The organism is Achromobacter sp. E1 (assembly GCF_037039475.1).
GTDB lineage: Bacteria > Pseudomonadota > Gammaproteobacteria > Burkholderiales > Burkholderiaceae_B > Achromobacter > Achromobacter mucicolens.
Map to the genome: position 1 here is coordinate 3,430,240 of NZ_CP146253.1, position 26,380 is coordinate 3,456,619.

Annotated in this window: 20 protein-coding genes; 12 read left to right on the plus strand and 8 right to left on the minus strand. The window is 67.0% G+C overall.

What is annotated here, in order from left to right:
- Positions 1–31: 31 nt before the first annotated feature.
- From V6V88_RS15800 to V6V88_RS15820, 5 genes are all read right to left on the minus strand, one after another.
- Positions 32–1,558 (minus strand): MFS transporter, encoded by a 1,527-nt coding sequence (locus V6V88_RS15800; protein WP_223575936.1) that lies wholly within the window; start codon positions 1,556–1,558, stop codon positions 32–34.
- 11 nt (positions 1,559–1,569) lie between these two features.
- On the minus strand, positions 1,570–2,739 hold the full coding sequence (locus V6V88_RS15805; RefSeq protein ID WP_338615586.1) for an efflux RND transporter periplasmic adaptor subunit: 1,170 nt from the start codon (positions 2,737–2,739) through the stop codon (positions 1,570–1,572).
- A 44-nt stretch (positions 2,740–2,783) separates the two neighbouring features.
- A complete protein-coding gene (locus tag V6V88_RS15810; protein WP_338615587.1) occupies positions 2,784–4,292 on the minus strand; it encodes an efflux transporter outer membrane subunit in 1,509 nt (502 codons plus the stop codon).
- 78 nt (positions 4,293–4,370) lie between these two features.
- Positions 4,371–4,826, minus strand: a complete 456-nt coding sequence (locus V6V88_RS15815; RefSeq protein ID WP_063955708.1) for a MarR family transcriptional regulator — start codon at positions 4,824–4,826, stop codon at positions 4,371–4,373.
- 114 nt (positions 4,827–4,940) lie between these two features.
- On the minus strand, positions 4,941–7,082 hold the full coding sequence (locus V6V88_RS15820; RefSeq protein WP_338615588.1) for a transcriptional regulator: 2,142 nt from the start codon (positions 7,080–7,082) through the stop codon (positions 4,941–4,943).
- Between the two features lie 125 nt (positions 7,083–7,207).
- Between V6V88_RS15820 and V6V88_RS15825 the strand changes: the two genes are divergently transcribed.
- Complete coding sequence (locus V6V88_RS15825) at positions 7,208–8,056, plus strand: class I SAM-dependent methyltransferase (protein WP_338615589.1); 849 nt, start codon at positions 7,208–7,210, stop codon at positions 8,054–8,056.
- A 409-nt stretch (positions 8,057–8,465) separates the two neighbouring features.
- On the opposite strand, the gene V6V88_RS15830 is transcribed toward V6V88_RS15825, so the two are convergent.
- The gene (locus V6V88_RS15830; protein WP_062840773.1) at positions 8,466–9,527 is read right to left on the minus strand and encodes a LacI family DNA-binding transcriptional regulator; all 1,062 of its coding nucleotides are present in this window, start codon (positions 9,525–9,527) and stop codon (positions 8,466–8,468) included.
- Positions 9,528–9,639: 112 nt separating this feature from the next.
- On the opposite strand from V6V88_RS15830, the gene V6V88_RS15835 reads away from it, so the two are divergent.
- From V6V88_RS15835 to V6V88_RS15855, 5 genes are all read left to right on the plus strand, one after another.
- A complete protein-coding gene (locus tag V6V88_RS15835; protein WP_062840772.1) occupies positions 9,640–10,662 on the plus strand; it encodes a TRAP transporter substrate-binding protein in 1,023 nt (340 codons plus the stop codon).
- 11 nt (positions 10,663–10,673) lie between these two features.
- Entirely contained in the window at positions 10,674–12,554 is a 1,881-nt protein-coding gene (locus V6V88_RS15840) for a TRAP transporter large permease subunit (protein WP_062840771.1), read from the plus strand.
- A 67-nt stretch (positions 12,555–12,621) separates the two neighbouring features.
- Positions 12,622–13,161, plus strand: a complete 540-nt coding sequence (locus tag V6V88_RS15845; RefSeq protein ID WP_223575941.1) for a VOC family protein — start codon at positions 12,622–12,624, stop codon at positions 13,159–13,161.
- 25 nt (positions 13,162–13,186) lie between these two features.
- Complete coding sequence (locus V6V88_RS15850) at positions 13,187–14,464, plus strand: ribulose-bisphosphate carboxylase large subunit family protein (RefSeq protein WP_280000546.1); 1,278 nt, start codon at positions 13,187–13,189, stop codon at positions 14,462–14,464.
- On the plus strand, positions 14,461–15,861 hold the full coding sequence (locus tag V6V88_RS15855) for a four-carbon acid sugar kinase family protein (protein ID WP_280000544.1): 1,401 nt from the start codon (positions 14,461–14,463) through the stop codon (positions 15,859–15,861). The genes V6V88_RS15850 and V6V88_RS15855 overlap by 4 nt, the downstream gene beginning before the upstream one ends.
- 13 nt (positions 15,862–15,874) lie before the next feature.
- On the opposite strand, the gene V6V88_RS15860 is transcribed toward V6V88_RS15855, so the two are convergent.
- Entirely contained in the window at positions 15,875–18,256 is a 2,382-nt protein-coding gene (locus V6V88_RS15860; RefSeq protein ID WP_280000542.1) for a DNA internalization-related competence protein ComEC/Rec2, read from the minus strand.
- A 201-nt stretch (positions 18,257–18,457) separates the two neighbouring features.
- Here V6V88_RS15860 and V6V88_RS15865 point away from each other — a divergent pair, with 201 nt between their 5' ends.
- The 4 genes from V6V88_RS15865 to V6V88_RS15880 all read left to right on the plus strand — a co-directional run bounded on the left by V6V88_RS15865 (position 18,458) and on the right by V6V88_RS15880 (position 22,402).
- Positions 18,458–19,381 carry a LysR substrate-binding domain-containing protein gene (locus tag V6V88_RS15865; protein WP_062840764.1) on the plus strand — a complete coding sequence of 308 codons (924 nt, stop codon included), beginning with the start codon at positions 18,458–18,460 and terminating at the stop codon, positions 19,379–19,381.
- 138 nt (positions 19,382–19,519) lie between these two features.
- The gene (locus V6V88_RS15870; protein ID WP_056318974.1) at positions 19,520–20,497 is read left to right on the plus strand and encodes a tripartite tricarboxylate transporter substrate binding protein; all 978 of its coding nucleotides are present in this window, start codon (positions 19,520–19,522) and stop codon (positions 20,495–20,497) included.
- Positions 20,498–20,543: 46 nt separating this feature from the next.
- A complete protein-coding gene (locus V6V88_RS15875) occupies positions 20,544–21,833 on the plus strand; it encodes a M28 family peptidase (protein ID WP_223575945.1) in 1,290 nt (429 codons plus the stop codon).
- Between the two features lie 119 nt (positions 21,834–21,952).
- Entirely contained in the window at positions 21,953–22,402 is a 450-nt protein-coding gene (locus V6V88_RS15880; RefSeq protein ID WP_142054773.1) for a PA2169 family four-helix-bundle protein, read from the plus strand.
- A gap of 84 nt (positions 22,403–22,486) precedes the next feature.
- Here the strand turns inward: V6V88_RS15880 and V6V88_RS15885 are convergent, their stop codons facing one another.
- Positions 22,487–23,122, minus strand: a complete 636-nt coding sequence (locus tag V6V88_RS15885; RefSeq protein ID WP_223575946.1) for a glycoside hydrolase family 19 protein — start codon at positions 23,120–23,122, stop codon at positions 22,487–22,489.
- Positions 23,123–23,361: 239 nt separating this feature from the next.
- Between V6V88_RS15885 and thiM the strand changes: the two genes are divergently transcribed.
- Together thiM and V6V88_RS15895 are read left to right on the plus strand one after the other, a co-directional pair.
- Positions 23,362–24,177: a hydroxyethylthiazole kinase gene (thiM, locus tag V6V88_RS15890; protein ID WP_338615593.1), complete on the plus strand. Its 816-nt coding sequence runs from the start codon at positions 23,362–23,364 to the stop codon at positions 24,175–24,177.
- Positions 24,178–24,251: 74 nt separating this feature from the next.
- On the plus strand, positions 24,252–26,372 hold the full coding sequence (locus V6V88_RS15895) for a 5'-nucleotidase C-terminal domain-containing protein (RefSeq protein ID WP_338615594.1): 2,121 nt from the start codon (positions 24,252–24,254) through the stop codon (positions 26,370–26,372).
- The last annotated feature ends 8 nt before the right edge of the window (positions 26,373–26,380 follow it).

Consider the following 26,380-nt stretch of genomic DNA (forward strand, 5'->3'; position numbering starts at 1 on the left):
GTTTGCGGCAGCCGGCCCTGCTGAATACGGCTCAGCGGAACACCCGCTGCACCAGGCTGACGGCCGCTGCCGCCAGCGCCACGCCCGCCACCACCCGGAAATGGTCCAGGCTGGCCAGCAGGACCGCCTGCTCGATCAGCAATTGTGCGATCCGCGCCGTGGCAAGCTGCTGCGCCTGCCCCGGCCCCGCCGCCGCCGCAAAATGGGCGGATAGCTGCGCCATCACGGCTTCGAAATGCGCGTTGCCGGCCGCGATGCCCGTCTGCAGCACCGTGTAGTGCCGCGACGTGAACCACTGCTGGCCGACGGTGGCCAACATGATGCCCAGCGCCTGCCCAACCTGCGCCAGCATGTTCTTGACCTGCTGGGCATGGGCGAACACCGCGGGATCGCCCGTCAAGCCGGTAAAGGTCTGCATCGCGGTCGTGGGCATGAGCATCATGATGAAGACGCCATAGCAGGCCAGCGCCGGCAGCACATCGGTCCACAGGTTGGCCGTGGGAGTCAGGCGCGACATCAACACGCCGAACGCCGCCAGCGCCAGAAAGCCGGTCACGAAGAACTTGCGCGGCGACGGCCAGCGCGGCAGCAATTGCGACATCACGGCCCAGGTCATGACCCCCGCCCCCAGTCCCATCGCAAAGAACTCGCCCGCCGTCATCCAGGCCTGACCCAGCCCGCGTTGCAGCATCAGCGGCACCAGATAGCCATTGGCGCCCAGCATCACATAGCAGGCCATAAACAGGCCCAGCCCGCAAAGGAAACGCACTTCCTTCATGCCGCCCAGCCGCAGCAGCGGCGCGCCGTTGCGCGTTTCGGACCACACGAAGTAGCCCAGCGCGGCCACGCCCGCCGCCGCGGACAGCGCCAACCACGCGAACTCGCTGAAGAAGTCGTAGTAGGCGCGCTGCAAGGCATGCAGCACCAGGAAACTGCCCGCGCCAAGCGCGGCGATAGGCGCGAGGCGCACGTTGCCGGACAGCACCGACCCCGCCTCGCGGCCCGGCATGACCAGCATCACCGGCGCCATCGCCAGCAACGACAGCGCCGCGATCAGCCAGAACATCAACGGCCAGCCGTCGTGCTCGACCGCCATCGCGGCCAGCCAGGGCGCCAGCGCCGTGCCCACGCACAGCCCGGTCGCCAGGGCCTTGATGCCCAGGAATCGAGCCGGACTGGGTGGAATCAGGTTGACCGTCAGCCGCGACGACGTGAGCATCGCCGCGCAGCCCGCCGCCATCAGGACGCGGCCCAGCAGAAATTGCCCCGGATCCTGCGATAGCGCGCACACCGCCGCCCCCACGCCGGCGGCGGCCAATGACGCCAGCAGGTAGGCGCGCAGGCCCAGCCGATGCGTGAGCCACCCCTGCAAGGCGATCATCATCACCGCCACGCAGGCGTAGATGAGCGCGATATGCGTGTATTCCTCGGGACTGGCGCCGATTTCGCCCATGATGGGCGCCGCGCCAAACGTCGCCATGCCGTTCTGCAGGAAATCGATGAACGTCAGGGCGCCGATGACCAGCAGCAGCGCGACCGGGGGTTTCGGTGGGGACATGATGCGCGGGCTCAGCGGTTGGCGTCGATGATGGCGCGCACCTGCGCGTCGGCCTGGGCCAGCTCGTCGGCATACACGGCCGTCGTGTACACCTGCGGCAGTCCTTGCGCCGCGACCAGCCGTTTGCCTTCGCGCGCTTCGGTGTCCACCTCGACCCGCATCGACAGGCCCAGTTGCAGCGGTTGCGCCGCCACCTCCGCCGGGTCCAGCGCGATCCGCACCGGCACGCGCTGCACCACCTTGATCCAGTTGCCGGTGGCATTTTGCGCGGGCAGCAGCGAGAAGGCGCTGCCGGTGCCGGCGTCCTGGCCGAGCACGCGGCCGTGATAGACCACGCCATCGCCATACAGGTCGGTCGTCAGCCGGACAGGCTGGCCAATACGCACATTGCGCAGTTGCGATTCCTTCAGGTTGGCCGTGACCCACAGTTGGTCCAGCGGCACCACCGACATCAGCGGCGCGCCAGCAGCCACGCGCTGTCCGACCTGCACGCCACGCTTGGTCACCACCCCGCCCACCGGCGCGACGACTTTCGTGCGCGCAAGGGCCACGCTGGCGTTGCGCAACTGCACGGCGGCGGCCTGCACGTCCGGATGCGATTCGACCGTGGTGCCGTCGATCAGCGCATGGTTGCGCTTGAGCTGTTCGCTGGCGACCGCCAGCGCGGCGCGCGCGGTGCGCACGGCCTGCTGCGCGTGCACCAGTTCCTCTCCCGGAATGGCGCCGATCCTGGCCAGCGCCGACCGGCGCGCCACGTCTTCCTCGGCGCGGGCCAGGTCCACCTTGCGCAGCGCCACGGTGGCGCCGTCCTGCCCGGCCATCGCGAACTGGCCGCGCACCTGCCGCACGCTGCGCGCCAGATTGGCGCGCGCCGCGTCCAGCGCCAGTTGCGCGTCCACCCCGTTCAGCTCGATCAGCACCGCCCCCGGTTCGACCCTGTCGGTGTTGTCCGCACGGATTGCCGTCACCACCCCGCCCACCTGCGGCGTCACCTGCACGACATTGCCTTCGACATACGCGTCTTCCGTCGACACCCAGCGGCCGTCTGCCTGCGCGGCATACGCGCCGGCCAGCACCGCGACCGCCAGGATTGCCGCTCCGCCGGCGGCCACCGTGCGCGCGAAGGTTTTGCGCGGCCGGGATGAGGGGGATGGAGATTTTGGGGCGGCTTCGGTGTTCATGGCTTGCAAGTGTTGAGAGAAGGATGATCGGGCGGGATGGCGGCTTATGACCGGGTTTGAGTCACAGCGCCGAGATCGGCGGTCGCGGGTGTCTCGGATGCGCCGGGCAGATAGCCGCCGCCCAACGCGCGGATGAGTTCCAGATGCAGCGTGCGGTTGCGCGTGTCCAGTTCGATTAGCAACTGCTTTTGCTGCAGCACCTGACCTTCGGCGGACAGCACCTGCAGATAGCTGCCCACGCCGCTCCGGTAGCGCGCGGACGCCATGTCGTAGGCCTGCTGCGTCAGCCGCAACGCCTCGCGCTGCTGGGCCGAGCGTTCAGCCTGCCACCGCAGGGACACCAGCTGATCCACCACGTCATGCAGCGCCGTGACCAGCGTGCCGTTGTACTGTTCAACCGCCGCGTCGTATTCCGCCTGGCGCGCGCCCAGGTTGCCGCGCAGCCGGCCACCGTCGAAGACCGGCAACGACACCGCCGGGCCAATGCCCAACACGCGGCTGCCGGCGTTCAGCAGGTCCGATAGCCCCAGGCTCTGCAAGCCGGCAAACGCGGTCAGGCTGACGTTGGGATAGAACTGCGCGCGAGCGGCCTTGATCTCGGCGCCGGCTGCTTCGGCGCGCCAGCGCTGCGCCACCACGTCGGGCCGGCGGCCGATCAATTCTGCCGGCACCGTCGTCGGGATCGCCTCGGCAAAACGCCCGCGCAGCGCTGGCCGCCCCAGCTGAATGCCCGCATCGGGGCCCCGGCCCACCAGGGCGGCGACCTGATTGCGCGTCAGCGCAATCTGTTCGTTCAACGCGGCAATGCGCTCGCGCGTGGCGGGCAGCGCAGCTTCGGCCTGTGTCATGTCCAGACGTGAATCCAGCTGCGCGTCGACGCGGCGCTGCGTCAACGTTAGCGTGGTCTCGCGTTGGCGCAGCGTCTCTTCGGCCAGATCGCGCAGTTGGTAGGCGGCGTCAAGTTTCAGATACGCGCGGACCAGCGAGGTCGTGAGCATCAGCTCGGCGGCATGCAGGTCCACCTCGGCAGCCTGCGCGCGTTGCAGCGCCGCGTCCAGCGCCGCCCGGTTCTTGCCCCAGAAATCGATCTCGTAACCCACGCCCGCCTGCAGGTCGGCCGTCCAATCCCACGCGCCGGCCAGCGGCTGCGGCGTGGTGCTGTGCTCGCTGAACCGCTGGCGCGTCGCGCGGCCGCTCAAGTTTCCTTGCGGAGACAGCGGCGCCCCCGCGACGCTGGCCAGCGCGTCGGCCTGCCGCACCCGCGCCGCCGCCGCCCGCAGGCTGGGCTGTTCGGCCAGCGCAGCCTGCACAAACTGGTTCAACTGCGCGTCGCCAAAGCTCTCCCACCACGCCTGCGTTGGCCACGCGGCCGGCGAGACGGTCGATCCTTGCAAGGATGCGCTGACTGCCAGCCCGTTCGCGCTGCCGATCGACGATTGGGTGTGCAGACCGCCCGTGCTTGCACATCCCGCCAGAACAGACGCAATCAGGACGAGGCCTGCACTGCGGCATAGGCGCGGGAGGCAATGAAGAAACAAGATAGGCGCGTGCATGGTCGAGAGAGCTTTAATGTGCCCAGGCTGTATATGCCTAGGCAGATAAATGGATAAAAAAAATCGCCGGCGGAAAACCTACTCCGCCCGCGCGTTGATCAGGATGCGAGACAGCAGCTTGTGCAGCACCTGCGCTTCGGCTTCCGAAAAGCCGTCCAGCAACTGGCGAAACGCGATTTCGGTGGCCTGGCGCGCCTGCGGAAACGCCGCCTTGCCCTGCTCGGTCAGCTCGATCAGCGAGCTGCGGCGGTCGGCTTCATTTTCGACGCGGCGGATAAAGCCCTTGGCCACGATCCGATCCAGCAGCCGGGTCATCGCGCCCGAGTCATACGACAGCACGCGGCAGAAGTCGCTGAGCGTGCGGCCCCACCCCTTGACGATGCAATTGAGCACGACGTACTGCTGAACCGTGATCTGCAGCGGGGCCAGTTCGCGGTCCAGCGCATCCAGAATGCCGTTGCGCACAGAGGTCACCAGGAAACCCAGTTCGCCGGTGCACAGTTCGTCCAGCACGGAAGGCGTTGCGTTGCTCATGATGGGTCTGGCGCGTCGCAGATGAAATCAATGAACAGGATATTAGCTGCCTAGGCAGTTACTTAGCAAGGGGAATCTTTTGAGGCGTGGTGAATCCGGAACGCCGCGTCGACGTTATCCGATACCGATCCGCCGCGCGCCCTCTCGGAAAAGAGCCTGCGTGTCGGGCTCCAGCCGGAACGAGGCCAGAAAGTCTTCTACGCGGTACGACGGCTGCGCTTTGCGGATCGCCGGCAGAAATCCCAGCGCCTCGTCCGTCCTGCCGGCCAGCGCCAAGCAGCACGCCGCAATTGCCAGGATGTGCACGTGCGCGTTGGGCCGGGCGGCCGCCTTGACCGCCCATCCCGCCGCCTCGTCGATCCGGCCCAGCCGCACCAACGCCAGCGCACGCACGGCCAGCATGCCGAAGAGCAGCGGATCGAAGGGGCTGAGGTGACGCGAATGGTCTGAGGCGCCGATGGCCGCTTCGGCATCGCCCATCTGGCAATCGACAAAACCCAACGTGTAATGCGCCAGCGCGAAATTCGGACTCAGGTCCACGGCGATCCGCAACTCGCTCACCGACTGGTCCTGGCTGCCGCGCAGCCACAGCGCACGCCCCATCGCCCAATGCGCCGCCGGATCCCGGTCATCGGCGATCAGGCTTTGCCCGGCCGACTCGAATGCCTGATCGATGGCCGCCTCCTGCTCGCCCCAGCGCTGGAACGCCGTTTGCCAATGCGTGAAGGACAAGCCCGCGTAGGCGCGCGAGAACGTCGGGTCCAGCCGCACCGCCATCTCGAAGAAGTGCCGCGCCTGTTCGTTGTCAGTGCGATTGAACCGGTACATATGCCACAGGCCGCGATGATGCGCCTGCCAGGCGTCCAGCGAATTGGGCGGCGTCAGGATGGCGCGGTTGCGCTCGGCGGCCTCGATCTCGATGTCGACCGATGCCACGATCCGGTTGCCGATCTCGTCCAGCGCCAGCAAGGCGTCGTCGAACGGATGGTCAAGCACGTCCGCCCAGACGATACGCGCGGTGCGGGATTCGACGAGCTGCACGTCGACCGCCAGGCGGTGCCCTTGGCGCCGCAGCGAGCCGCTGACCACGTAGTCCACGTTGAGCGTGCGCCCGGCCTCCTCCGGTCCCACGCTGCGTTGGTCCAGCACAAACACGGTGCCCTGCGCGATGACGAACAGGCTGCGCAGCTTTGCCAGCCGCGCGATGACGTCAAAGGCCAGCCCGTCCGCCAGCCCGCCCCGGACGCCCGCTTGCGCCGACCTATCCACGAACGGCATGACGGCGATCGATGCCCGTCCGCGCCGGTACGGCAGCGCGTCGGCCGCACGCGTTGGCAAATCCGTGTCGGCCACGTCCTGCGGCGCGATCCCGGCCGCAAACGCTTCCGGCAATGGGGCAGGTTTCATCGGCGCTGCGGCGCCTGCCGGGGCCGGACTCAACGCTTGAACCGATGACGGGCTGCCGCCTGCCCGCCGGGCGCGCACATCGCGCCACGCCTCGCGCAGCGGCCGCCCATCCAGCCCCTCGGCTTCGAAGGCGCGCACGGCCGCGGCCAGATGCTCCTCGCCTTCACGCCATTGCCCGCGCAGTCCCAAGGCGTCCAGCTTCAGTTCATGGGCTTGCGGATCGAACGGCACGAGCGCGAGCCACGTGTCCAGGCACGCAAACCGTTCCTCCGACCCCTCGGGCAGGAGAACGGCCTGATGCGCCAGCACGGCCGTGTGACAGGCCCGCAGCCGCCGCCGCTGCGCGGTCAGCCAGCTGTGAAAGAACGGGCTGCGGCCAATCTCCAACCCTTCCAGAAAGTCGCCCGCGAACATGGCCGCAAGCGCGCGCAGACGCTCCGGGCTGGCCTTGCGTATACCCGCCTGCATGGCCGCCCCGATGTCGATGACGTCCACACGGCAGTCGGACAGGTCCAGGCGCACGGCGTCCTGCATCGTCTCGACCCGGCGGCGGCCGGGCTCGTCCAGCAGGCCCCGCGCCTTGCTCAGGCACCAGCGCAGTTCGCCGCGCGGATCGTTCGGAATGTCCCACAGCAGTTCGCACAGGTGCGAGCGCATCACGGCGTTCGGGGCCAGCGCCAGGTACGCGATCAGCGCCCGCAGCTTGCGCGACGGCGGCAGCGCAAGCGGGACGCCGCCCCGGCTGATGCGCATCGGCCCCAGCATGTGCATGTGAATGCCAGCGCCGGACGAATCCACGCCGGACGAATCCACGCCGGATTCCACGCCCGCTACCACGCCCGCCTCCACGTCCCGTTCCTATCGTTGTTTCCGGGGCGCACGGCACGCGAACATCGTCGCGGCGCTGGTTGCATCACCCCGGCGCGCTGGCCACGGATGCCGTCGCGCACCCCACGCACTAACGGAGACTCACCATGTCCATTTCCTCCCTTGCCACCAGTGACGTGCGCGAAACCGCACAGCCCGACCTGGCTGCCTTGAAGACCCGCCAGCAAGGCACCTGGTCCTCCGGGGACTACGCCGTCGTCGGCACCACGCTGCAGATCGTAGGAGAACAGCTTTGCGAAGCCCTTGATGTCCGCGCCGGCCAGAAAGTGCTGGACGTCGCCGCCGGCAACGGCAATGCGACACTGGCCGCCGCCCGCCGCTGGTGCGACGTGACCTCGACCGACTATGTGCCCGCGCTGCTGAGCCGCGGCCGCGAACGCGCCGCCGCGGAGCGCCTGAAGGTCGAATTCCAGGAGGCCGACGCCGAGGCGCTGCCGTTCCCGGACGCGTCGTTCGATGTGGTGATGTCGACCTTCGGCGTCATGTTCACGCCCGACCAGGACAAGGCCGCCGCCGAGCTGATGCGCGTGTGCAAGCACGGCGGCAAGATCGGCCTCGCAAACTGGACGCCCGACGGCTTCATCGGCCAGATCTTCAAGACCATCGGCAAGCACCTGCCCCCGCCCGCCGGCGTCAAATCCCCCGCGTTGTGGGGCACCAAGGCGCGCATCGAAGAAATGTTCGGGCCGCAGGCCGCATCGATCGCGTGCGAACCACGTCACTTCGTGTTCCGCTACCGCTCGCCCGAGCACTGGATGCAGGTCTTCAAGACCTACTACGGCCCGTTGCTCAAGGCGTTCGGCGCGCCGGACCCCGCGGCGCAGACGGCGCTGACGGCCGACATCACCGCCCAGATCGACCGCTTCAACCGGTCCGGCGATTCGGCGGTGGTGGTGCCCAGCGAATACATGGAAATCGTGATTACCCGCCGGTAAGCGCATGGCAAACCCCGCCTCGCAAGAGGCGGGAGCTTCCCGGCGGCCGGCTGTGTGGTCCATGGCGCAGCGCCCTCCCGGCTGTCGTCCGGCGGGCGCCGGGCAACCGTTGTAGAGGAACCTTCCGTTGAAGTAGGCAGCGGCATGCCCCGCCGCTGCCGCACTGGGTGCGAGCCCATAGCCGAAATCATACGCCCGCGACTCGACGATCGGCGCAAATGCAGGCGCGCGTGAATCTGACGTGTAAAGACTAGGTGTAAAGACTAGGTGTAAAGACTAGGTGTCTGACACCCTGGAGAGACGGCCGCCGCACCACGGATGTGCCCCAAGGGTGTCAGACACCGGCCCACCTGCCAAGGGTGTCAGACACCGGCGCACCTGAGATACCCGCCGACCCGCGCCGCAGCCCCTACGGCAAGTTTTCCCGGAATATCACCTGGCTGCGCGCCAATTCCACCCCGTTCATCGCACTGCGCTTATCCCGCAAATTGCTGAAAATGCGCACGCAGCTCATCAGCGCTTCCATGGGGCTTTGCGTGATGACGGCGTCCATCGTGCCGTCGATCAGGAGCGCACGCGTGTCGGGCGTCAACCCGTGCCCGATGAAAACCACGCGGTGCTGCTGCCCAGCCTCTTTCAACGCCCGGGCCACGCCGTCCGACGCGCCGCCGATGTTGTAGATGCCGGCGAGCTGCGGATACTGCTCCAGCAACTGGCGCGTCTGCTCGTAGTTGCGCTGCGCATCGTCGTAGCCTTCGCGCAGGTCCACCACCTGCATCGCCTGAAACTGCTCGGCATACAGCTGCAGAAATCCGCTTTCGCGCTCTTCATGGGCGCGGTAGTGCCGCGATCCCGCGATCAGCGCGACGTGTGCCGCGCGCAGGCCGATGAAGCGCGCGATCAGGTAGCCGGCCGTCCGCCCCGCCGCGCGGTTGTCCAACCCCACGTACGCCGTGCGGGCGCTGTTGGCGATGTCGGAAATCAGCGTCACCGTGGGCACGCCCTGCTGCGCCAGCGTGTTGACGGCCTCGCGCACCACCGGATGTTCCAGCGCCATGAATGCGATTCCGTCGGCGCGCTTGCCATGCTTGGCCAGCGCCTGCGCCAGCGCATCGGGATTGAAGCTTTCCACGTACTCGACGTGGCACTTGGCGTTCAGCGGCGCAAAGTGCTCGTGCGCAAAGTTGACAGTGTCGCCCAGCATGCGCAAGTAACGGTTGCTGCCGCGCGGCAGCAGGAACACCAGCCGCATGGGCTCGGGCGCGGCGGCGGCGTACGCGGCCTCGTCCGGCAGATAGTCCAGATCGATGGCCGCCTTGAAGACCTTTTGCGCGGTGGCCGGGCGCACGCCCGGACGGCGATTGAGCACGCGGTCGGCGGTGGCGGTGGACACGCCGGCGCGGGCCGCGACATCGGCCAGGCGGGCAAGTCCACGGGAGGAGGCGGTTTTATTCACATCAAAAACCATCATGAATAAGATTTGACGATGATACCGCCTATTCACTATTGTCCCTTCTGCCGCACGGCTTAGGCGGTTTTGTGGCACATCAAAAAACATCATAAGCACGACAACGGAGACAACCATGAAGCTGCTTACACGCCGCAGTGCCCTGCGCCGCCTTTGCGCGGTCCCCGCCCTTGCCGTCGCCGGCACCGGCTTTCCGCTGATCGCCCGCGCCGCCGATTACTCGCTCAAGTACGGCAACAACCTGCCGGTGACGCATCCGCTGAACATCCGCGCGCAGGAAGCGGCCGAACGCATCCTCAAGGAAAGCAACGGCCGCGTCGACATCAAGATCTTCCCGAACAACCAGCTTGGCGGCGACACCGACATGCTGGCCCAGGTGCGTTCCGGCGGCATCGACTTCTTCACGCCGTCCGCCCTGGTGATTGCCACGCTGGTGCCGGTGGCCGCCATCAACGCGGTCGGCTTCGCGTTCAAGGACTACGACCAAGTCTGGAATGCCATGGACGGCGCGCTGGGCGCCCACGTGCGCGCGGCCATCGCGCAGCGCAAGCTCTATGCCTTTGAAAAGATGTGGGACAACGGCTTTCGCCAGACCACCAGCAGCAAGGGCCCGGTCAATACCGCCGCCGACATGGACGGCCTGAAGATCCGCGTGCCGGTGAGCTCGCTGCCGATCTCCATGTTCAAGGGCCTGGGCGCCGCGCCTGCCAGCCTGCAGTTCAGCGAGGTCTATTCGTCGCTGCAGACCAAGGTGGTGGACGCGCAGGAAAACCCGCTGCCGATCATCCAGGTCGCCAAGCTGTACGAAGTGCAAAAGTACTGCTCGCTGACCAAGCACATCTGGGACGGCTACTGGTTCATCGCCAACGGCCGCATGTGGGAAGGCCTGCCCGCCGACCTGAAGACGGTCGTCGCGCGCGGCATCAACGAAGCCGGCCTCGCGCAGCGCGAAGACATCAAGAAGCTCAACGCCTCGGTGCAGTCCGACCTGGAATCCAAGGGCCTGGTGTTCAACCAGCCGTCGGCCGACAGCTTCCGCGAGCAACTGCGCACCGCGGGCTTCTACAAGGAATGGCAGGGCCGCTTCGGCAATGAGGCCTGGGGCCTCCTGGAGCAGTCCGTCGGCAAGCTGGCCTGAGGTCGCGCGTCATGGCCTCCCTGTCCGCTCCTCACGCCGCGGCGCCCGCGCTGCCGGCCAATCCCCTGCGCCGGGCGGCCGGCGCGCTCGACACCGTGCTGGGCACCGTGGTCGAACACGTTGCCGCAGCCATCGTGCTGGTCGAGATCATCGTCCTGTTTGCTGGCGTGGTGTCGCGCTACGTGTTCCATAGTCCGCTGGTCTGGTCCGATGAACTTGCCTCCATCCTGTTCCTCTGGCTGTCCATGCTGGGCGCCGTCGTGGCCCTGCGGCGCGGCGAACACATGCGCATGACGGCGCTGGTGAACAACGTCAGCCCGGCACGCCGGGCGCAGCTGGAAACCGCGGCGCTGGCGGCATCGCTGGCCTTTCTGGTGCTGATCCTGGCGCCCGCCATCGAGTATGCGCACGAAGAGCATTTCATCATCACCCCCGCGCTGGAGCTGAGCAACGCCTGGCGCGCCGCCGCCATCCCGGTCGGCATGGGGCTGATGGGCATCATCGCGCTGCTGCGCCTGTTGCGCACGCAGCCGCTGCCGCAGGTCGCGATGGCGCTGGCCGGCGTGGCCGCCGTCGTCGGCATCTTCTGGATGGCGCAGCCGCTGTTCTCGGGGCTGGGCAAGCTGAACCTGGTGATCTTCTTCGTAGGCATCGTCGCCGCCACCGTGTTCTCGGGCGTGCCGATCGCGTTTTCCTTCGCGCTTGCCACGTTCTCGTATCTGGCGCTGACCACCAACACGCCGATGGTCGTCATGGTGGGCCGGCTGGACGAAGGCATGTCGCACCTGATGCTGCTGGCGGTGCCGCTCTTCATCTTCCTGGGTTCGCTCATCGAAATGACGGGCATGGCGCGCGCCATGATCCAGTTCCTGGCCAGCCTGCTCGGCCACGTGCGCGGCGGGCTGTCCTACGTGCTGATCGGCGCCATGTACCTGGTGTCCGGCATCTCGGGTTCCAAGATCGCCGACATGGCGGCGATCGCGCCCGTGCTGTTCCCCGAAATGAAAAAGCGCGGCGCCAAGCCCGGTGACCTGGTCGCCCTGCTGTCGGCCACCGGCGCGCAGACCGAAACAATTCCGCCGTCCATCGTGCTCATCACCATCGGTTCGGTGACGGGCGTGTCGATTGCCGCGCTGTTCACGGGCGGCCTGCTGCCCGCCGTGGTGCTGGGACTGGCCCTGTGCACCGTGGTCTGGTGGCGCTACCGCAAGGAAGACCTGAGCCTGGTGCAGCGCTTCACCTTCAAGGAGATCGGCCGCTTCTTCATGATCGCGCTGCCCGCAGTGGCCCTGCCCTTCGTGATCCGCGCCGCCGTCGTTGAAGGCGTGGCGACCGCCACCGAGGTCTCCACCATCGGCATCGTGTACTCCGCCGTCGTGGGCCTGTTGATCTACCGCTGCTTCGACTGGGCGCGCGTCAAGCCCATGCTGATCGAGACCGCTTCGCTGTCCGGCGCCATCATGCTGATCGTGGGCTGCGCGACCGCCATGGCGTGGGCGCTGACCCAATCGGGCTTCTCGGGCGACCTGGCCAAGCTGATGGCGGGCATGCCCGGCGGCAGCTACGGCTTCCTGGCGGTGTCCATCGTGGCCTTCATCATCCTGGGCAGCGTGCTGGAAGGCATCCCCGCCATCGTGCTGTTCGGTCCGCTGCTGTTCCCGATCGCGGTGCAGGCCGGCGTGCACGAGGTCCACTACGCGATGGTCGTGATCTTTGCGATGGGCATTGGCCTGTTCGCCCCGCCCTTCGGTGTCGGCTACTACGGCGCCTGCGCCATCAGCCGCGTCGATCCCAACGAAGGCATCCGCCCGATCTGGGGCTACATCGGCGCGCTGCTGATCGGCCTGATCGTCGTGGCCGCCTTCCCCTGGTTCTCCATCGGTTTCCTGTGACGCGACGCGGCCCCTCGCGGGCCGCGCCCTTCCCGTCCCTCAGCCACCCCTTTTAAAAAGATCCATCATGAGTCGTTTCCTGGGCGAGATCCGCCAACTCGGTTATGTCGTGCACGACATCGAAGCCGCCATGGACTACTGGAGCACCAAGCTCGGCGTGGGCCCCTGGTACTACAACCCCCGCGTGCCGATCGTGAACTATGAATACGACGGCCAACGCCACGACCCCCACAATTCCGTCGCGCTGGCCAACTCCGGCTACGTGCAGGTCGAACTGATCCAGACCCGCAACGACGTGCCGTCCATGTACCGCGACTTCCTGCAGGCCGGCCGCACCGGTCTGCAACACGTCGCCTACTGGACCGAAAGCTACGACGCCGATCTGGAGCGCCTCTTGGCGCAGGGCTTCAAGCCCAAGATGAGCGGCGAAGTCGGCGAAAAGGGCCGCTTCATCTATTTCGACACCGAATATCACCCCGGCACCGTCATCGAGCTCTCCGAAGTCGCCGGCCCCAAGGGCCGCCTCTTCGACCTGATCCGCGAAAGCTCGGTCAATTGGGACGGTAAGGACCCCGTCCGCGCCTTCCCCGACTTGAGCCGCCTCTGATACGCCCCTGCCGCACACCGCCACCATGAATTCCCAATCGTTTACCGCCACCTACCTGATTGAAACCCCCGTCGACCCCGCCAAGGTCGCGGAAGTCATGGCCGGCGAGCAGTCCTGCGGCACCTTCACGCGCGTTCAGGGCGAAACCGACGAGCTGCGCGCCCGCGCGCGCGCCCGCATCGAATCCATCGAAACGCTGGAAACCGTCGACGCGCCCAGCCTGCCCAACGCCTATCTGGCGCGCCAGCCCGGCGGCATGCCCGGCAAATTCCAGCGCGCGCGGATTCGCATCGCATTTCCCGTCGCCAACGTGGGCGCCAACCTGCCCACGCTGGCGGCCACCGTCGGCGGCAATCTGTACGACCTGGGCGAGGTCACCGGCTTGCGGCTCGAAAGCATGGAACTGCCCGCCAACTACCGCGCCCAGTTCGACCTGCCGCAGGTCGGCATTGCCGGCACGCGCGCGCTGACCGGCGTGGACAAGGGCCCGCTGGTCGGCACCATCATCAAGCCCAACGTCGGCCTTTCGCCCGAGCAGACCGCGCATCTGGTGGCCCAGCTTTGCGCGGCTGGCGTGGACTTCATCAAGGACGACGAGGTGTGCGCCAACCCGGCCCACGCCCCGCTCGCCCAACGCGTCGCGGCCGTGATGGCCGTCGTGCGCGCGCACCGCGAACGCACCGGCCGCAACGTGATGGTGGCTTTCAACATCACCGACGAAACCGACGCCATGCGCCGCCACGCCGACCTGATCGAACGCGAAGGCGGCACCTGCATCATGGCCAGCCTGAACTGGTGCGGCTATTCGGCCATCCAGACCCTGCGCCGCAGCACGCCGCTGGCGCTGCACGGCCACCGCAACGGTTTCGGCGCGCTGTCGCGCCATCCGCTGCTGGGCATCGGGTTTCAGGCCTACCAGACGCTGTGGCGGCTGGCGGGCGTGGACCACATGCACGTGCACGGCCTGCAAGGCAAGTTCTCGCAGGAAGACAGCGAGGTCGTCGACTCGGCCCGCGACTGCCTGGCATCGCTGACGCCGGGCATCGACGACGCCGTCATGCCCGCCTTCTCGTCGGGTCAATGGGCCGGCACTGTGCCCGCCACCTGGGCCGCCGTGCGCAGCGACGACCTGCTCTTCATGTCAGGCGGCGGCATCCTGGCCCACCCCGACGGCCCCGCCGCCGGCGTGCAAAGCATCCGCCAGGCCTGGCACGCCGTGCGCGACAACCAGACCTTGCAAGACTACGCCCGCAACGCACCCGAACTGCAGCGCGCGCTGGAATTTTTTGGAAGCCGCGCATGATTGGCGGCACCGCGCCGCAGGTGTGCTGGTATGGCGACGACTTCACCGGCGCCACCGACACGTTGGCCGAGGTTGCTCGCGCCGGGCTGCGCAGCCTGCTTTTTCTGAGCGTGCCTTCCACCGCGCAACTGGAACGTGCCGGGCCCTTGGATGCCATCGGCATCGCGGGCGCGGCGCGCGGCATGACGCCAGCGGAGATGACGGACGAGCTGCGCGCCGTCGGCGCATTCATGGCAGGCACGGGCGCGCGCGTGCTGCATTACAAATGCTGTTCCACCTTTGACAGCGCGCCGCACGTCGGCAGCATCGGGGTGGCGGTGCGCGAATTGCGTCGGCATTTTGCGAATCCCATCGTGCCGATCGTGGGTGGGCAGCCCAGCATCGGCCGGTATTGCAGTTTTGGAAACCTCTTTGCGCGTGCGGGGTCCGCGCCGGAGGTTCATCGCATTGACCGGCATCCGGTGATGAGTGTGCATCCCGTCACACCCATGCACGAGGCAGATTTGCGGTTGCACCTGGAGGCCCAGGGGCTGGCGGGCATCCGCTCGGTGCCGCAAACGGCCTACCCTCCGGCCGTGGAACCGGGCGCGAAGACGGCTGCAGCCACCGCTGAGGACACCGCCGCGCACTCAGCCGTGCTCGATGCCTGGATCGATCAGGTCATCGAAAGCACCGACGGTCCGCTGCTGCTGGATCTGGTGGACGAATCGCAGCTCCCCGCCATCGGCCGTTTGATTCAACGCGCCGCTTCCCGCGCCCCCCTCTTGGCCGTCGGCCCCAGCAGCGTGCAACAGGCGCTGGCCCGGGCTCGGCCCGCGGGACACTCGGGTGCCACACCGGCGACGCCACTGGGCCCGTCCAATGGCCCGGTGCTGGTCGTGGCGGGCAGCCTGTCGCCCGTCACCGCCCGGCAGATCGCCGCATGCGAAACCTATACGCGCCAACCGCTGCACGTCGATCGGCTGCTGGCGGATGACGACTACGCCGCGCAACAGGTCGCATTGGCCGCCTCCACGCTGGCCCAGGGCCGCAACGTGCTGGTGCATACGGATAAGCCTGCCGGCGCCGTCAACGCAGACCAGACCGCCGCCACCGCCCGCGCCACGGCGCGGCTGGCCGCGGACATCGTGCGCGCCAGCGCCCATGCCGGTCACCGGCTGAACCGCATTGGGATTGCCGGTGGCGATACGTCCAGCCAGGCAACGCTTGCTTTGGGACTGTGGGGATTGGCGTTTCGCTGCGTGCTGGCGCCGGGGGTGACCGTCAGCGTCGCACGCAGCGACGATCCGGTGACGGATGGCGTTGAACTGATGCTCAAGGGCGGGCAGATGGGTGGGGATCGGCTATTTGACGAGTTGGCGGCCGGCACGGTCTGCCCCCCGGCCCACGCGTTCTGACGTGCCGGGGGGGCTAACGACCATGCCAATACCGTCTCGCACGCTCGCGCTGTCCCCACACTTCCAACACATCCGGCCGAGACGCCGCCATCACGGCGCCGTCCCGGTCGCTGCGCCAGAAACTGCTGCCCGCGCGGGTCCAGCGCAGCTCCACCGCCCGTGCCGGGTGGCGAAACCGGTTCAGGTGCCCAGCCTGCGCAATGGCATGGACGGCCTGCGTCGTGTTCACCAGGTCATGCCCCGACGACGACCCTGACCCGTGATGCGGCGCCAGCACCACATCGGCACTGGCAAGCCCCTGCGCCACCATGTCCCGCTCCTGCGCCACGCCGACATCCCCTGTCAGCAACAGCGAATGGCTTGCCCCCTCCACGCGCAGCACGCAACTGTCGGCATTGCGGTCATCTGCCTTCGCGCTGCGTTCTGACGGACCCGGATGCAGGAAGGTGAACACCACCCCGTCCGCTTCCCATCCCAGCCCTCGTTGGCACCGCGCCATCGTATCGGGCAACACCGGTTCGGCATTACCGACTTCGGGCCACAACCTTGCGTCGCGCCGTAGATAGGCGGGCAGATCGAAGGATGTATAACTTCGCCCCACCGGCACCGCCCCCAGCACCGCGCGCGTGCCGCCCACATGATCCATGTCGGCATGCGACAGCACCAGCACATCCAGCCGCCCGATTCCCCGTGCTTGCAGAAATGGCGCGAGGACCCGTTCGCCCGCATCGCTGCCGCCGTAGCTGCGCGGGCCCGCGTCGAACAGCAACGACTGAGTCGCCGTTTCCACCAGGATGGCGCTGCCCTGCCCCACGTCCATCGCGCTCATGCGCCAATGGCCCGGCTCAGGCTTGTCGGGCCGCCAGAACAGCAACGGCAGCATGAAGAACCAACCCAGGTGTCGTCCTGGCCAGCCTTTCGCCTGCAGGGCCCAGATCATGCCCGCCACCGCCAGCAGCAGCCAGGGCCAGCCGGCCGCGGCAACCGGCACGCTCGACCAGTTTGCATTGCCGATCCAGGCAACCGGCGTCATGGTCAGGTCAAACGCGGCCAGCCCGGCTTGCCCGGCCAATGCCGCCAGCGCCTCGGCGCCAGGCACGGACGACAGCGCCGCGCACAGCAACGCCAGCGGCGTGACGATGAACGTCACTGACGGAATGGCGACGGCGTTGGCAAACGGCGAACCCAGCGACACCTGATGCACCAGAAAGGCCAACAGCGGCATCAGCCCTACCGTGACCATCAGTTGCACGTGCGCAGCCTGCCCCAGCCGGGCCGCGCATCGCGCGCGCCAGCTGGCATCCACATCGATCGGCGCGGCCACGATGCGCAACAGCACCGCCACCGCGCCAAACGACAACCAGAAGCCCGCAGACATCGGCGCCCATGGGTCCAGCGCCACCACGGCGGCCGCCGCGCAGGCCAGGACCCGATCACCCGACAAGGGCAGCCGCGACAACGCCGCCCCCAACACCACCAGCAGCATGAAAAACGTGCGGCGTGCGGGCACGCCCCAGCCCGCCAGCAGGCAATACAGCAACGCGACCACCGCCGCTACCGCCCCGCCGGCAACGCGCGCAGGCATCCGCTCGGCAAGTCCCACGCCCCGCCACCGCACGCGCCGCCAGAGCGAAGACGCCAGCAAGCCCGCGATACCGGCAATCGATGTCACGTGCATGCCGCTGATCGACACCAGATGCGTGATGCCGCTGCGGTTGAAGATCCGCCAGTCGTCGCGCGCCACGCCTGCCTGATCCCCAATCGCCAACGCAATCAGCACAGGCGCGTAGCGATGCTCGCCCAACGCCGCGCGCATGCCCTCGCGCACGAGATGCCGGGCGCGTTCGATGGCAACGCCGGGCGTGGCCCACGGCCGGTCGTCCAGCAGGACGGGCTGCCCGCGCACGGTTCCCGTGGCGCGAATGCCGTTGGCAAACATGCGCCCCTCCACATCCGGCCCCGCGGGATTGAGCAAACCGCGCGGCCGCCGCAGCACCAGCGCCATTCGCCACACTTGCCCGGGCAGCACCTGCGGCACGGCCTGGTTGGACCCCGCCCCCGCCTGCCAGGTGACCTGGACGTGCGAGGGGATGCCGGGACGAGCGGGCGGCAGCACCTCGGCCAGGAAGCGCTGGCGCTTCGCGTCGCCATCGGGCAATGCGGCCACGCGCAGAACCAACCGCGACACCTGATCCTGATGCGCGTCGGCAAGCCCATCGTGCAACCGTTGCTGCGCTTGCAGTGCCGCATTCAAGAAGCCGGCCGACAGTCCCAACGCCAGCGCCGCCAGTACCCGCCATCGAGAATTCCCGACGCGAACCCACACGGCGCAGGACGCAGCGCCCCCGGCCGCCGCTAGCCACAGCCCAATCGAACCCGGCAGAGACGGCAGCATCTGCACCAGCGCCGCGCCCGCGACGAACGCAATACAGAACGAGCGGCCCGTGATGGCGTTCTCCGCAAAAAAGAGAAAGCGTAGGTCCTGGCCACACGGGTCACGCGAGCAAGTGAACGAATTGATCCACCTCGGCCTGCCGCCACCGCCCGGGCACACGCAGTACAGTAGCGCCACCCTACTCTCACGCCCCGCTTCCCCATGAAAGGCTCCCGCAACTCCCTGTCTTCGCTGCGCATCTTCCTCACGGCCGCCGAAACGCTGAACTTCAGCCGCGCGGCCGAAGCGCTTAGCCTGACGCAAAGCGCGGTCAGCAAACACGTGGCGGCGTTGGAGGGCCGATTGGGCACCGCGCTCTTCAAGCGCATGCCCGCGGGGCTGCGGCTGACGTACGCGGGCGCCCTCTACCTGGAACGCATCAGCGCAGCGGTGCGGCTCATCGACGAGGCCGACGCGCTGGTCGCCAACCCCGCGTCGCGCGTCGCCCTGAACGTGGCGGTCTCGCCGTCGTTTGCGCAATTTTTCCTGCTGCCCAGGCTGGCCGAGTTCTTTGAATTGCACCCTGAAATCCGCGTCAACATCCGCCCTCGCCTGCTGCATGGCCGCGACCGCTCCGAACGGTTCGACGCGGAGATCCAGCTTCACACGGGATATGTGTCGGGCATGAGCGCGCAGTATCTGTGCGGCCGCGAAATGGCGCTGGTGGCAGCGCCCTCTGTGATCAAACGCCATCCCGTCAAATCGGTGGACGACATCGCCCGATTGCCCTTGCTCAAGCGCGCCCAGCGTGGCTATGGCTGGGACGAGTGGCGGGCCGACGTCGCCCCGTTGTGGTCCGGTCCCGCCGCCACCGCGGCGGAATACGAAGGCTTTTCGATCCTGCTGCCAGCGGTGCTCAATGGCTTGGGCGCGGGCATCATGCCGCTGTGCATGGTGCTGGAGCATCTGAAGTCGGGACGCCTGGTGCGGCCCTTCGGCGAGGCCATCGAAGGCCGCTACGGCTATCACCTGATGCAGCCCCGTCCCAACGTCGGCGGCCCCTACTGCGAAGCGTTCTGCGAGTGGGTCATCGCCCAGGGCCAGGCGTTGAATTGGCAAACGCGGCAATATGCGGGCATCGCCTAGAACCTGACTGCTTTCAAGCCGCCGGCCCCGCAAAAGCACCTATTCCAGTTTGGAATATCCTATGCGCATACTTCCTTTGCGGGGGGGCAGCGCGCGCACCACAATGACGTGAATAATTCATGGATCACCATAAAAATCATGTTCAAGTGGAAAAAACTGCTGGCCGCCATGGCCGTTCCCGCGTGCTTCGCAAGCGTGCAATCCGCCTCGGCCGCCTATCCCGATAAACCCGTCAAGATCGTCGTGCCGTATTCGGCGGGCGGCAGCTCGGACGTGGTGGCCCGGGCGATCAGCGATCAATTGAGTGCCGAGCTTGGGCAGTCTGTCGTTGTCGAAAACCGCGCCGGTGCGGGATCGATGCTGGGCACCGCCTACGTGGCGACCGAAGCGCCCGATGGCTACACGCTGTTGCTGGCCGACGTGCCGTTCACCATCGTGCCGGCGCTGTACAAGGACCGGGTGAAATACGACGCGAAAAAGGATTTCGCGCCGATCACGCTGTTGGGCTTGTCGCCCATGTACCTGTTCGTGAATCCCGGGTTCGAGGCGCAGGACGTGCCGTCCCTGGTCAAGATCGCTTCGGCCAAGCCGGACACCGTCTCCATCGGTTCGGGCGGCAATGGCTCGCTGACCCATCTGATGGCCGAACTGTTCATGCAGAACACCGGCACCAAGCTCGCGCATATCCCCTATAAGGGCGCGTCGGCATCCGTCAATGACCTGGCCGGCCGCCAGATCGACGCCAGCTTTACGACGATGGCCTCGGCCGTTGCCCTGTTCCAGAGCGGCAAGATCAAGCCGATTGGCGTGTCCTCGCCCGCCCGTCAGGCCGGCACGCCGGACGTGCCGACTTTCCAGGAACTGGGCTATCCGGGCCTGACCGTGCAAAGCTGGTGGGGACTGGTCGCGCCGGCCGGCACGCCTGAGCCCGTCCAGAAAAAACTGTCGGAAGCGATGGCCAAGGTCATGCAGTCCGAGCCCGTCAAGCAGCGGCTCGCCAGCGTGGGCATGAACCTGCCGCCCGACACCAGCGCCGCAGCCCTCAAGGCGTTGCTGACGCAGGACTTCGCCCGCTGGGCCGATCTGGTGCAGCGCGCCAATATCACCTTCGAATAACACGCACGCAGCGCCGCGCGGCATGCGCGCGGCGCCGGAGACATTGATGACGACAAGCTGGCAACAGCAGGCCGCCGACGACGCGGCCTTGATGCACGATTTCCAGACTCTTTGCAGTTTTGGCGGTCGCCTGTCCGGCACCGGGCAGGACGATGCAGCCATGGACTGGGCGCTGGACCGGCTCCGGGAAATCGGACCCGACGTGCGGCGCGTACCGGTGCCCTACGATGGCTGGCGCTGCCTGTCCAGCCGCCTGACGCTGCTGGGCGACGCGCCCGAGGATCTGGAGTGCGTGCCCCTGCTGCGCTCGGCCTCCACCCCCGCGCAAGGCCTGGAAGGCGAAATCCTGGATGTCGGCGCGGGCCGCCCAGAGGACTTCGAGCGTGCCGGCGTTGCTGTGCGCGGCCGGATCGTGCTGGTGCGCCATGAATATCCGTTCTCGCAAACGCACGTACACCGCCGCCGCAAGTACGACATGGCGGTCGCTCAGGGCGCCGCCGCCTTCCTCATTGCCAACACGCTGCCCGGCGCGGGCCCCTTGTCCGGCTCCTCCGGCCGCCCCCGCGACGGCGCGGGCATTCCCGCGGCCTATATTGGCCACGAAGCCGCATCCGCATTGACCGCCCGGCCCGGCGCCCGTGTCCGCTTGCAGATCCAGGGCGATGAGTTGCGCGATTCGATGGCCTGCGCGGGCGTTCTGGATCTGCCCGGCGGCCGGGACAGCCGGATCGTGATCAGCGCCCACATGGACGGCCACGACCTCGGCCAGAGCGCACTGGACAATGCCACGGGCGTTGCCGTCGCGCTGGCTGCCGCGCGGTTGCTGGCTAAACGGCTGGGGCCCGGCACGCCCGGACTGCGCATTTGCTTCTTCACCGCTGAAGAATGGGCGCTGGCCGGGTCTGCCCGCTACCTGGCCGACATGCCGGCCGCCGAGCGTCAACGGCTGAAGTTCGACATCAACCTGGACACCGTTGCGGGCGACGACACGCTCTGCGCGCTGATCAGCGACTATCCGGCGCTGGCGGACGTGGTCCAGGACACCGCCGCGCGCGCCGGGGTGCCCGTGTCGCACTGGCTGCCTTTCATGCCGAACTCCGACCACGCCAATTTCGCCAAGCAAGGCATTCCTGCCCTGCGTCTGGTTGCGGGCTTCGAGAAGCCCGAATCCCGCGTGCGCCACATCCTTTCTCGCGGCGATTTGCCGGACATCATCCGGGAAGACGAACTGCGCAACGCCTTGGCCGTCACCTGCGCGATGGCGTCGCTGGCTCTGGAGATGACCGATCCGGAACTGGATGCGCTGAAAGCCGGTTCCACGTGCCCGCGCGTCTAGCGCGACCTCGGCGACCTCGATTGCCTGGCCGCGATGCGGGCCGGGCACGCCGCTTGCTGAATATCGGGTTCCACAGGCAGCGCCCCGCTGCCTGATCCTTCCAAACCAAGGAGACCGATATGGCCGATCATGTGATCAAGGTGCTGAACAACCTCATCGAAACGTCGAAGAACGGCGAGAAGGGCTTCGCTTCGGCGGCCGAGGACGCGAAGGCTCCCGAGTTGCAGGAACTCTTTCGCAACCGCTCCCGCGATTGCGCCGCCGGCGCCGCGGAATTGCAAGCGCTCGTGGCGCAAATGGGCGGCGAGCCCGAAGACAGCGGCACGGTGGCTGGCGCCATGCACCGTGGCTGGACCAATATCAAGGCAGCGGTTTCCAGCCGCACCGACCTGACGCTGCTCGAGGAATGCGAGAAGGGCGAGGACGTGGCCAAGGCGGACTACGACAAGGCGCTGAAGGAAACGCTGCCGGAAAACGTGCGCGCCATCGTCGAACGCCAATACCAGGGCGTGCTGCACAACCACGACCAGATCCGCGACCTGCGCAACCGCTACCGCGCCACGACGTAAGCGTCGCGCTGCGAACCAAGCAGTACATGAAACGCCGCCTGCCCGATGCAACATGCGCCGGGCAGGCGGCGCGGTGCCGCCGGGCTATCGCATCAGTTCGGCATAGACGCGCTTGAACAAGGCAAAGCGTTCCTTCAGCCCTGCGAGTCCCCCGTTGATGCGCCGCGTAATCCGGGCAAAGTCTTCCAGATCGTCATCATGGGTCCGGTCATCGGCCAACTCGTTCAACCCGCGCGACTGCCAATACCAACCCGCGCTCAGCGCCGCCCATTTCGGATCGGCCAACAACTCGGGCATGTTGACCAGGTCCACACCCATCGCGTCGCCCGCCGAATCGTAATTGCTGCGTCCCGTCAGTTGGATGATGCCTCGTCCGCGATATCGGTAACCATCGTTGCTGAGCGCATCGCCATTGCCCATCCGGTTTGCATAAACCAGATTCGCGAGTCCCTGCGGATTATTCACGTAGGGCATCGCGGACGCTTCATCCGGAAATCGTTTTGGCCACACCTTGGTCAACCGCGCGGCGGTTGAGTAATTAAGGTTTTCCTCGATCCGGTTGTATTGGCTGGATTCATAGCCCGTCTGCGCCAGAAAACTCGCCATGCGGTCAGGAGTTTCAATTTCGTATTTCTGAAACGCGGGCGCCAACGCTTGCGCCCACTCGGCTGGGGCTCTGCAGTTGGGAAACACGCGTTGAAGTTGTTCGGAACTCAGCATGGCGGTTCCTCTGCTTGGCTTCAGGGGTCATGGCGCCCGGACGATATCGTCGTGCGCCCAATCATCACGACGATCCGGGGCCGGTCAATGATTGTGAGCCTGCCGGGAAAACCGTCTATACCTCAAATTGGGTATGGCCGGCGTGCTGTTGCGCAACGCGAGCTTGACACCTCCCGCGTTCCCCCGGGAACATACGCCATTCACCCGGGGAGCGCGTCCCCGCGCAACATCCGCCCGGCATGCCCCATTCCCATCTGACTCCCCTCGCCCAACACGCCCAGGACCTTCTGTCCGCCGTCCGCCGCGACGCGCCGCTGGTGCAGTGCCTGACCAACTTCGTTTCCATGAACTACGCGGCCAACGCCGTGCTGGCGATCGGGGCGTCGCCCGCCATGGTCCATGCTGAAGAAGAGGCCCCCGAGTTCGCCGGATTCGCCGGCGCGGTCGTCATCAATATCGGCACGCTTTCCTCGCCCTGGCTGCAAAGCATGCTGCTGACGGCCAAGGCCGCCGCGCACGCGGGTACGCCCTGGGTGCTTGATCCGGTCGCACACCACGCCACCGCCTTTCGCCGTGACGCCATCCAGCGGCTGCTGGACCTCAAGCCCGCCATCATCCGCGGCAACGCATCCGAGATCATTGCGCTGGCCGGCGGCCTCAGCTCGGGCAAAGGCGTGGATGCGCGCGACGCCGTGGCGCATGCCGAGCAGTCTGCCCGGGACATCGCCACGCAGCGCCAGACGGTGGTGGCAGTGACGGGAGAAACCGATTACGTGACGGACGGCGCACGCGCCGTACACATCACGGGCGGCTCGCCGCTGATGCCGCGCGTGACCGCCACCGGGTGCGCGCTTAGCGCGGTGGTCGGGGCGTTTGCCGCGGTATCGCGCAACGATGCGTTTGCCGCGGCCGTGGCCGCGCTGTCGTGCTTCGGCATTGCGGGCCAGCGCGCCGCGTTACATGCCGACGGACCGGGATCATTCGCATGGCGGTTCCTGGATGCGCTAGCCGCGCTGGAAGCGGATTGCCTGACGCGCGAGTCTCCCCTGCGTTGATTTGGCCCCGTGCATGTCACGGGTAGGTCACACACCGTCCCCAAAATTCTTTCCTTCAACACGAAGGAAAGACGGTGAAGCCACACCTACGCAAGATCTATGCAGTCACCGCCAGCGTTGCGCTGGTAGCCGGTCTGTCCGCCTGCGGCGGCGATGACGATGACGACGACACTGCCGCGCCCGAGACGCCGCCGCAGGCCAGCGTGCCGCAAGGCGCCACGCTGGATGTCGCGATTCTGGGCACCACGGACCTGCATGCGAACGTGCTCGGTTATGACTATTACAAGCTTGCCGAAGACAAGAGCTACGGCATGGACCGCACGGCCACGCTGATCGCCAATGCGCGCAAGCAGCACCCGAACACGCTGCTGTTCGACAACGGCGACACGGTGCAGGGCACGGCGCTGTCGGACTATCAGGCGCTGGTGTCGCCGGTGCAGTGTTCCGACATGATCGCGATCTACAAGCAGATGAAGCTGCTGTCGTACGACGCGGCCACGATGGGCAACCACGAGTTCAACTACGGCCTGCCCTATCTGTCGCAGATCACCAATGTGGACTTCGGGCTGGCCGGCATCGGCAAGGGCACGGCGCAGACGAACCCGGCGGGCGCCAAGGATTGCGCCGCCCCGGCATTTCCGTTCGTGTCGGCCAACGTTGTCTCGGCCGCCTCCAAGCAGCCGATCTTCAAGCCGTACGTGCTGCTGGAAAAGACCTTCAAGGCGACCGACACCACCGGCAAGTCCATCGACGTGCCCCTCAAGGTGGGCGTGATCGGCTTTGCGCCGCCGCCCATCATGCAATGGGACAAGGCCAATCTGGAAGGCCACGTGGAAGTCACGGGCTGGAAGGAGACCGCGGCGCGCTACGTGCCGGAGATGAAGGCCGCGGGCGCGGACCTGGTGGTGGCGCTGGCGCATGGCGGCATCGACCTGGCCACGGCCTACAGCCCCGACATGGAAAACGGCGCGGGCTATCTCAGCCAGGTGGCGGGCATCGATGCCCTCATCACGGGCCACCAGCATCTGCTCTTTCCCGACACGAACGCCAAGTCGCAGTTTGCCGGGCAGCCGGGCGTCGAACTGGAAAAGGGCTTGATCAACGGCGTGCCCACCGTGCAAGCCGGCCAATGGGGCAACAACCTGGGTCAGATCACGCTCAAGCTGGCGTATGACCAGGGCTGGAAGGTGCAGAAGGATGCCACGCAGGTGCAACGCATCTCGACAAGGCTGACCGCGCAAAGCGGATCCACGCCCGCGACCTACGTCGCGCCTGACTCGGCCGCGCAGCAGCTGGTGCAGGCCGAGCACGCCGCGACCATCGGCTACGTGAAGACGCCGATCGGCCAAAGCCAGTTCGACATGGCCACGTACTACGCGCTGGCGGGCGACGTGTCCGCGCTGCAGATCGTGAACATGGCGCAGATCGACTACCTGTCCGACTACATCGCCAAGAACAGTCCGCCGTACGCGGGCTTGCCGATCCTGTCGGCTGCAGCGCCGTTCAAGGGCGGCCGCAACGGTCCCGGCGACTTCACGTATGTGAAGCAAGGCAACGTCGCCATCAACAACGCGGCCGATCTGTACCTGTACCCGAACACGCTGCAAGTGGTGCGAGTCAGCGGCGACATCGTGCGCCAGTGGCTGGAGAAGACGGCCGAGCAGTTCAAGCAGATCGACCCCGCACAGGTCGCGCCGCAGGACCTGATCGACACCGGCTTTCCCACGTTCAATTTCGACGTGCTGTATGCGGCGGGCAACGCGCTGCGGTATGAAATCGACGTGACGCAGCCGAAGGGCTCGCGCATCAGGGCGCTGACGTACAACGGCGCGCCGCTGGACCTGACCGCGCAGTTCCTGGTGGTGACCAACAATTACCGCGCCAGCGGTGGCGGCGATTTCCCGGGTTTGGCCGGCGGCAAGGGCGACATCGTGCTGCAAGCCCCGGATGCCAGCCGCGACGTGTTGATCGCCTACATCAAGAAGAACCCCACGCTCGACCTGGCCACCTTCGGCCTGGATCGCAGCTGGCGCTTCACGCAGGTGAGCGGGCTTGCCGGACCGGTGGTGTTTTCGTCGGTGCCGGGCACGCTGGCGATGGCCACGGCGCACGGCGTGACCAACGTCTCGGTGTACGACGCGACGCCGGACCCGGTGACGCAGCTGTCGCGTTACGCGATTGATCTGACCCAGTAAGCGGTCCG

Coding starts and splice junctions, on each gene's coding strand:
- V6V88_RS15810 (WP_338615587.1), bottom strand. CDS start 4,292: ATGCACGCGCCTATCTTGTTTCTTCATTGCCTCCCGCGCCTATGCCGC.
- V6V88_RS15850 (WP_280000546.1), top strand. CDS start 13,187: ATGAATTCCCAATCGTTTACCGCCACCTACCTGATTGAAACCCCCGTC.
- V6V88_RS15825 (WP_338615589.1), top strand. CDS start 7,208: ATGTCCATTTCCTCCCTTGCCACCAGTGACGTGCGCGAAACCGCACAG.
- V6V88_RS15800 (WP_223575936.1), bottom strand. CDS start 1,558: ATGTCCCCACCGAAACCCCCGGTCGCGCTGCTGCTGGTCATCGGCGCC.
- V6V88_RS15875 (WP_223575945.1), top strand. CDS start 20,544: ATGACGACAAGCTGGCAACAGCAGGCCGCCGACGACGCGGCCTTGATG.
- V6V88_RS15885 (WP_223575946.1), bottom strand. CDS start 23,122: ATGCTGAGTTCCGAACAACTTCAACGCGTGTTTCCCAACTGCAGAGCC.
- thiM (WP_338615593.1), top strand. CDS start 23,362: ATGCCCCATTCCCATCTGACTCCCCTCGCCCAACACGCCCAGGACCTT.
- V6V88_RS15830 (WP_062840773.1), bottom strand. CDS start 9,527: ATGATGGTTTTTGATGTGAATAAAACCGCCTCCTCCCGTGGACTTGCC.
- V6V88_RS15845 (WP_223575941.1), top strand. CDS start 12,622: ATGAGTCGTTTCCTGGGCGAGATCCGCCAACTCGGTTATGTCGTGCAC.
- V6V88_RS15865 (WP_062840764.1), top strand. CDS start 18,458: ATGAAAGGCTCCCGCAACTCCCTGTCTTCGCTGCGCATCTTCCTCACG.
- V6V88_RS15815 (WP_063955708.1), bottom strand. CDS start 4,826: ATGAGCAACGCAACGCCTTCCGTGCTGGACGAACTGTGCACCGGCGAA.
- V6V88_RS15805 (WP_338615586.1), bottom strand. CDS start 2,739: ATGAACACCGAAGCCGCCCCAAAATCTCCATCCCCCTCATCCCGGCCG.
- V6V88_RS15880 (WP_142054773.1), top strand. CDS start 21,953: ATGGCCGATCATGTGATCAAGGTGCTGAACAACCTCATCGAAACGTCG.
- V6V88_RS15855 (WP_280000544.1), top strand. CDS start 14,461: ATGATTGGCGGCACCGCGCCGCAGGTGTGCTGGTATGGCGACGACTTC.
- V6V88_RS15870 (WP_056318974.1), top strand. CDS start 19,520: ATGTTCAAGTGGAAAAAACTGCTGGCCGCCATGGCCGTTCCCGCGTGC.
- V6V88_RS15840 (WP_062840771.1), top strand. CDS start 10,674: ATGGCCTCCCTGTCCGCTCCTCACGCCGCGGCGCCCGCGCTGCCGGCC.
- V6V88_RS15860 (WP_280000542.1), bottom strand. CDS start 18,256: ATGCTGCCGTCTCTGCCGGGTTCGATTGGGCTGTGGCTAGCGGCGGCC.
- V6V88_RS15835 (WP_062840772.1), top strand. CDS start 9,640: ATGAAGCTGCTTACACGCCGCAGTGCCCTGCGCCGCCTTTGCGCGGTC.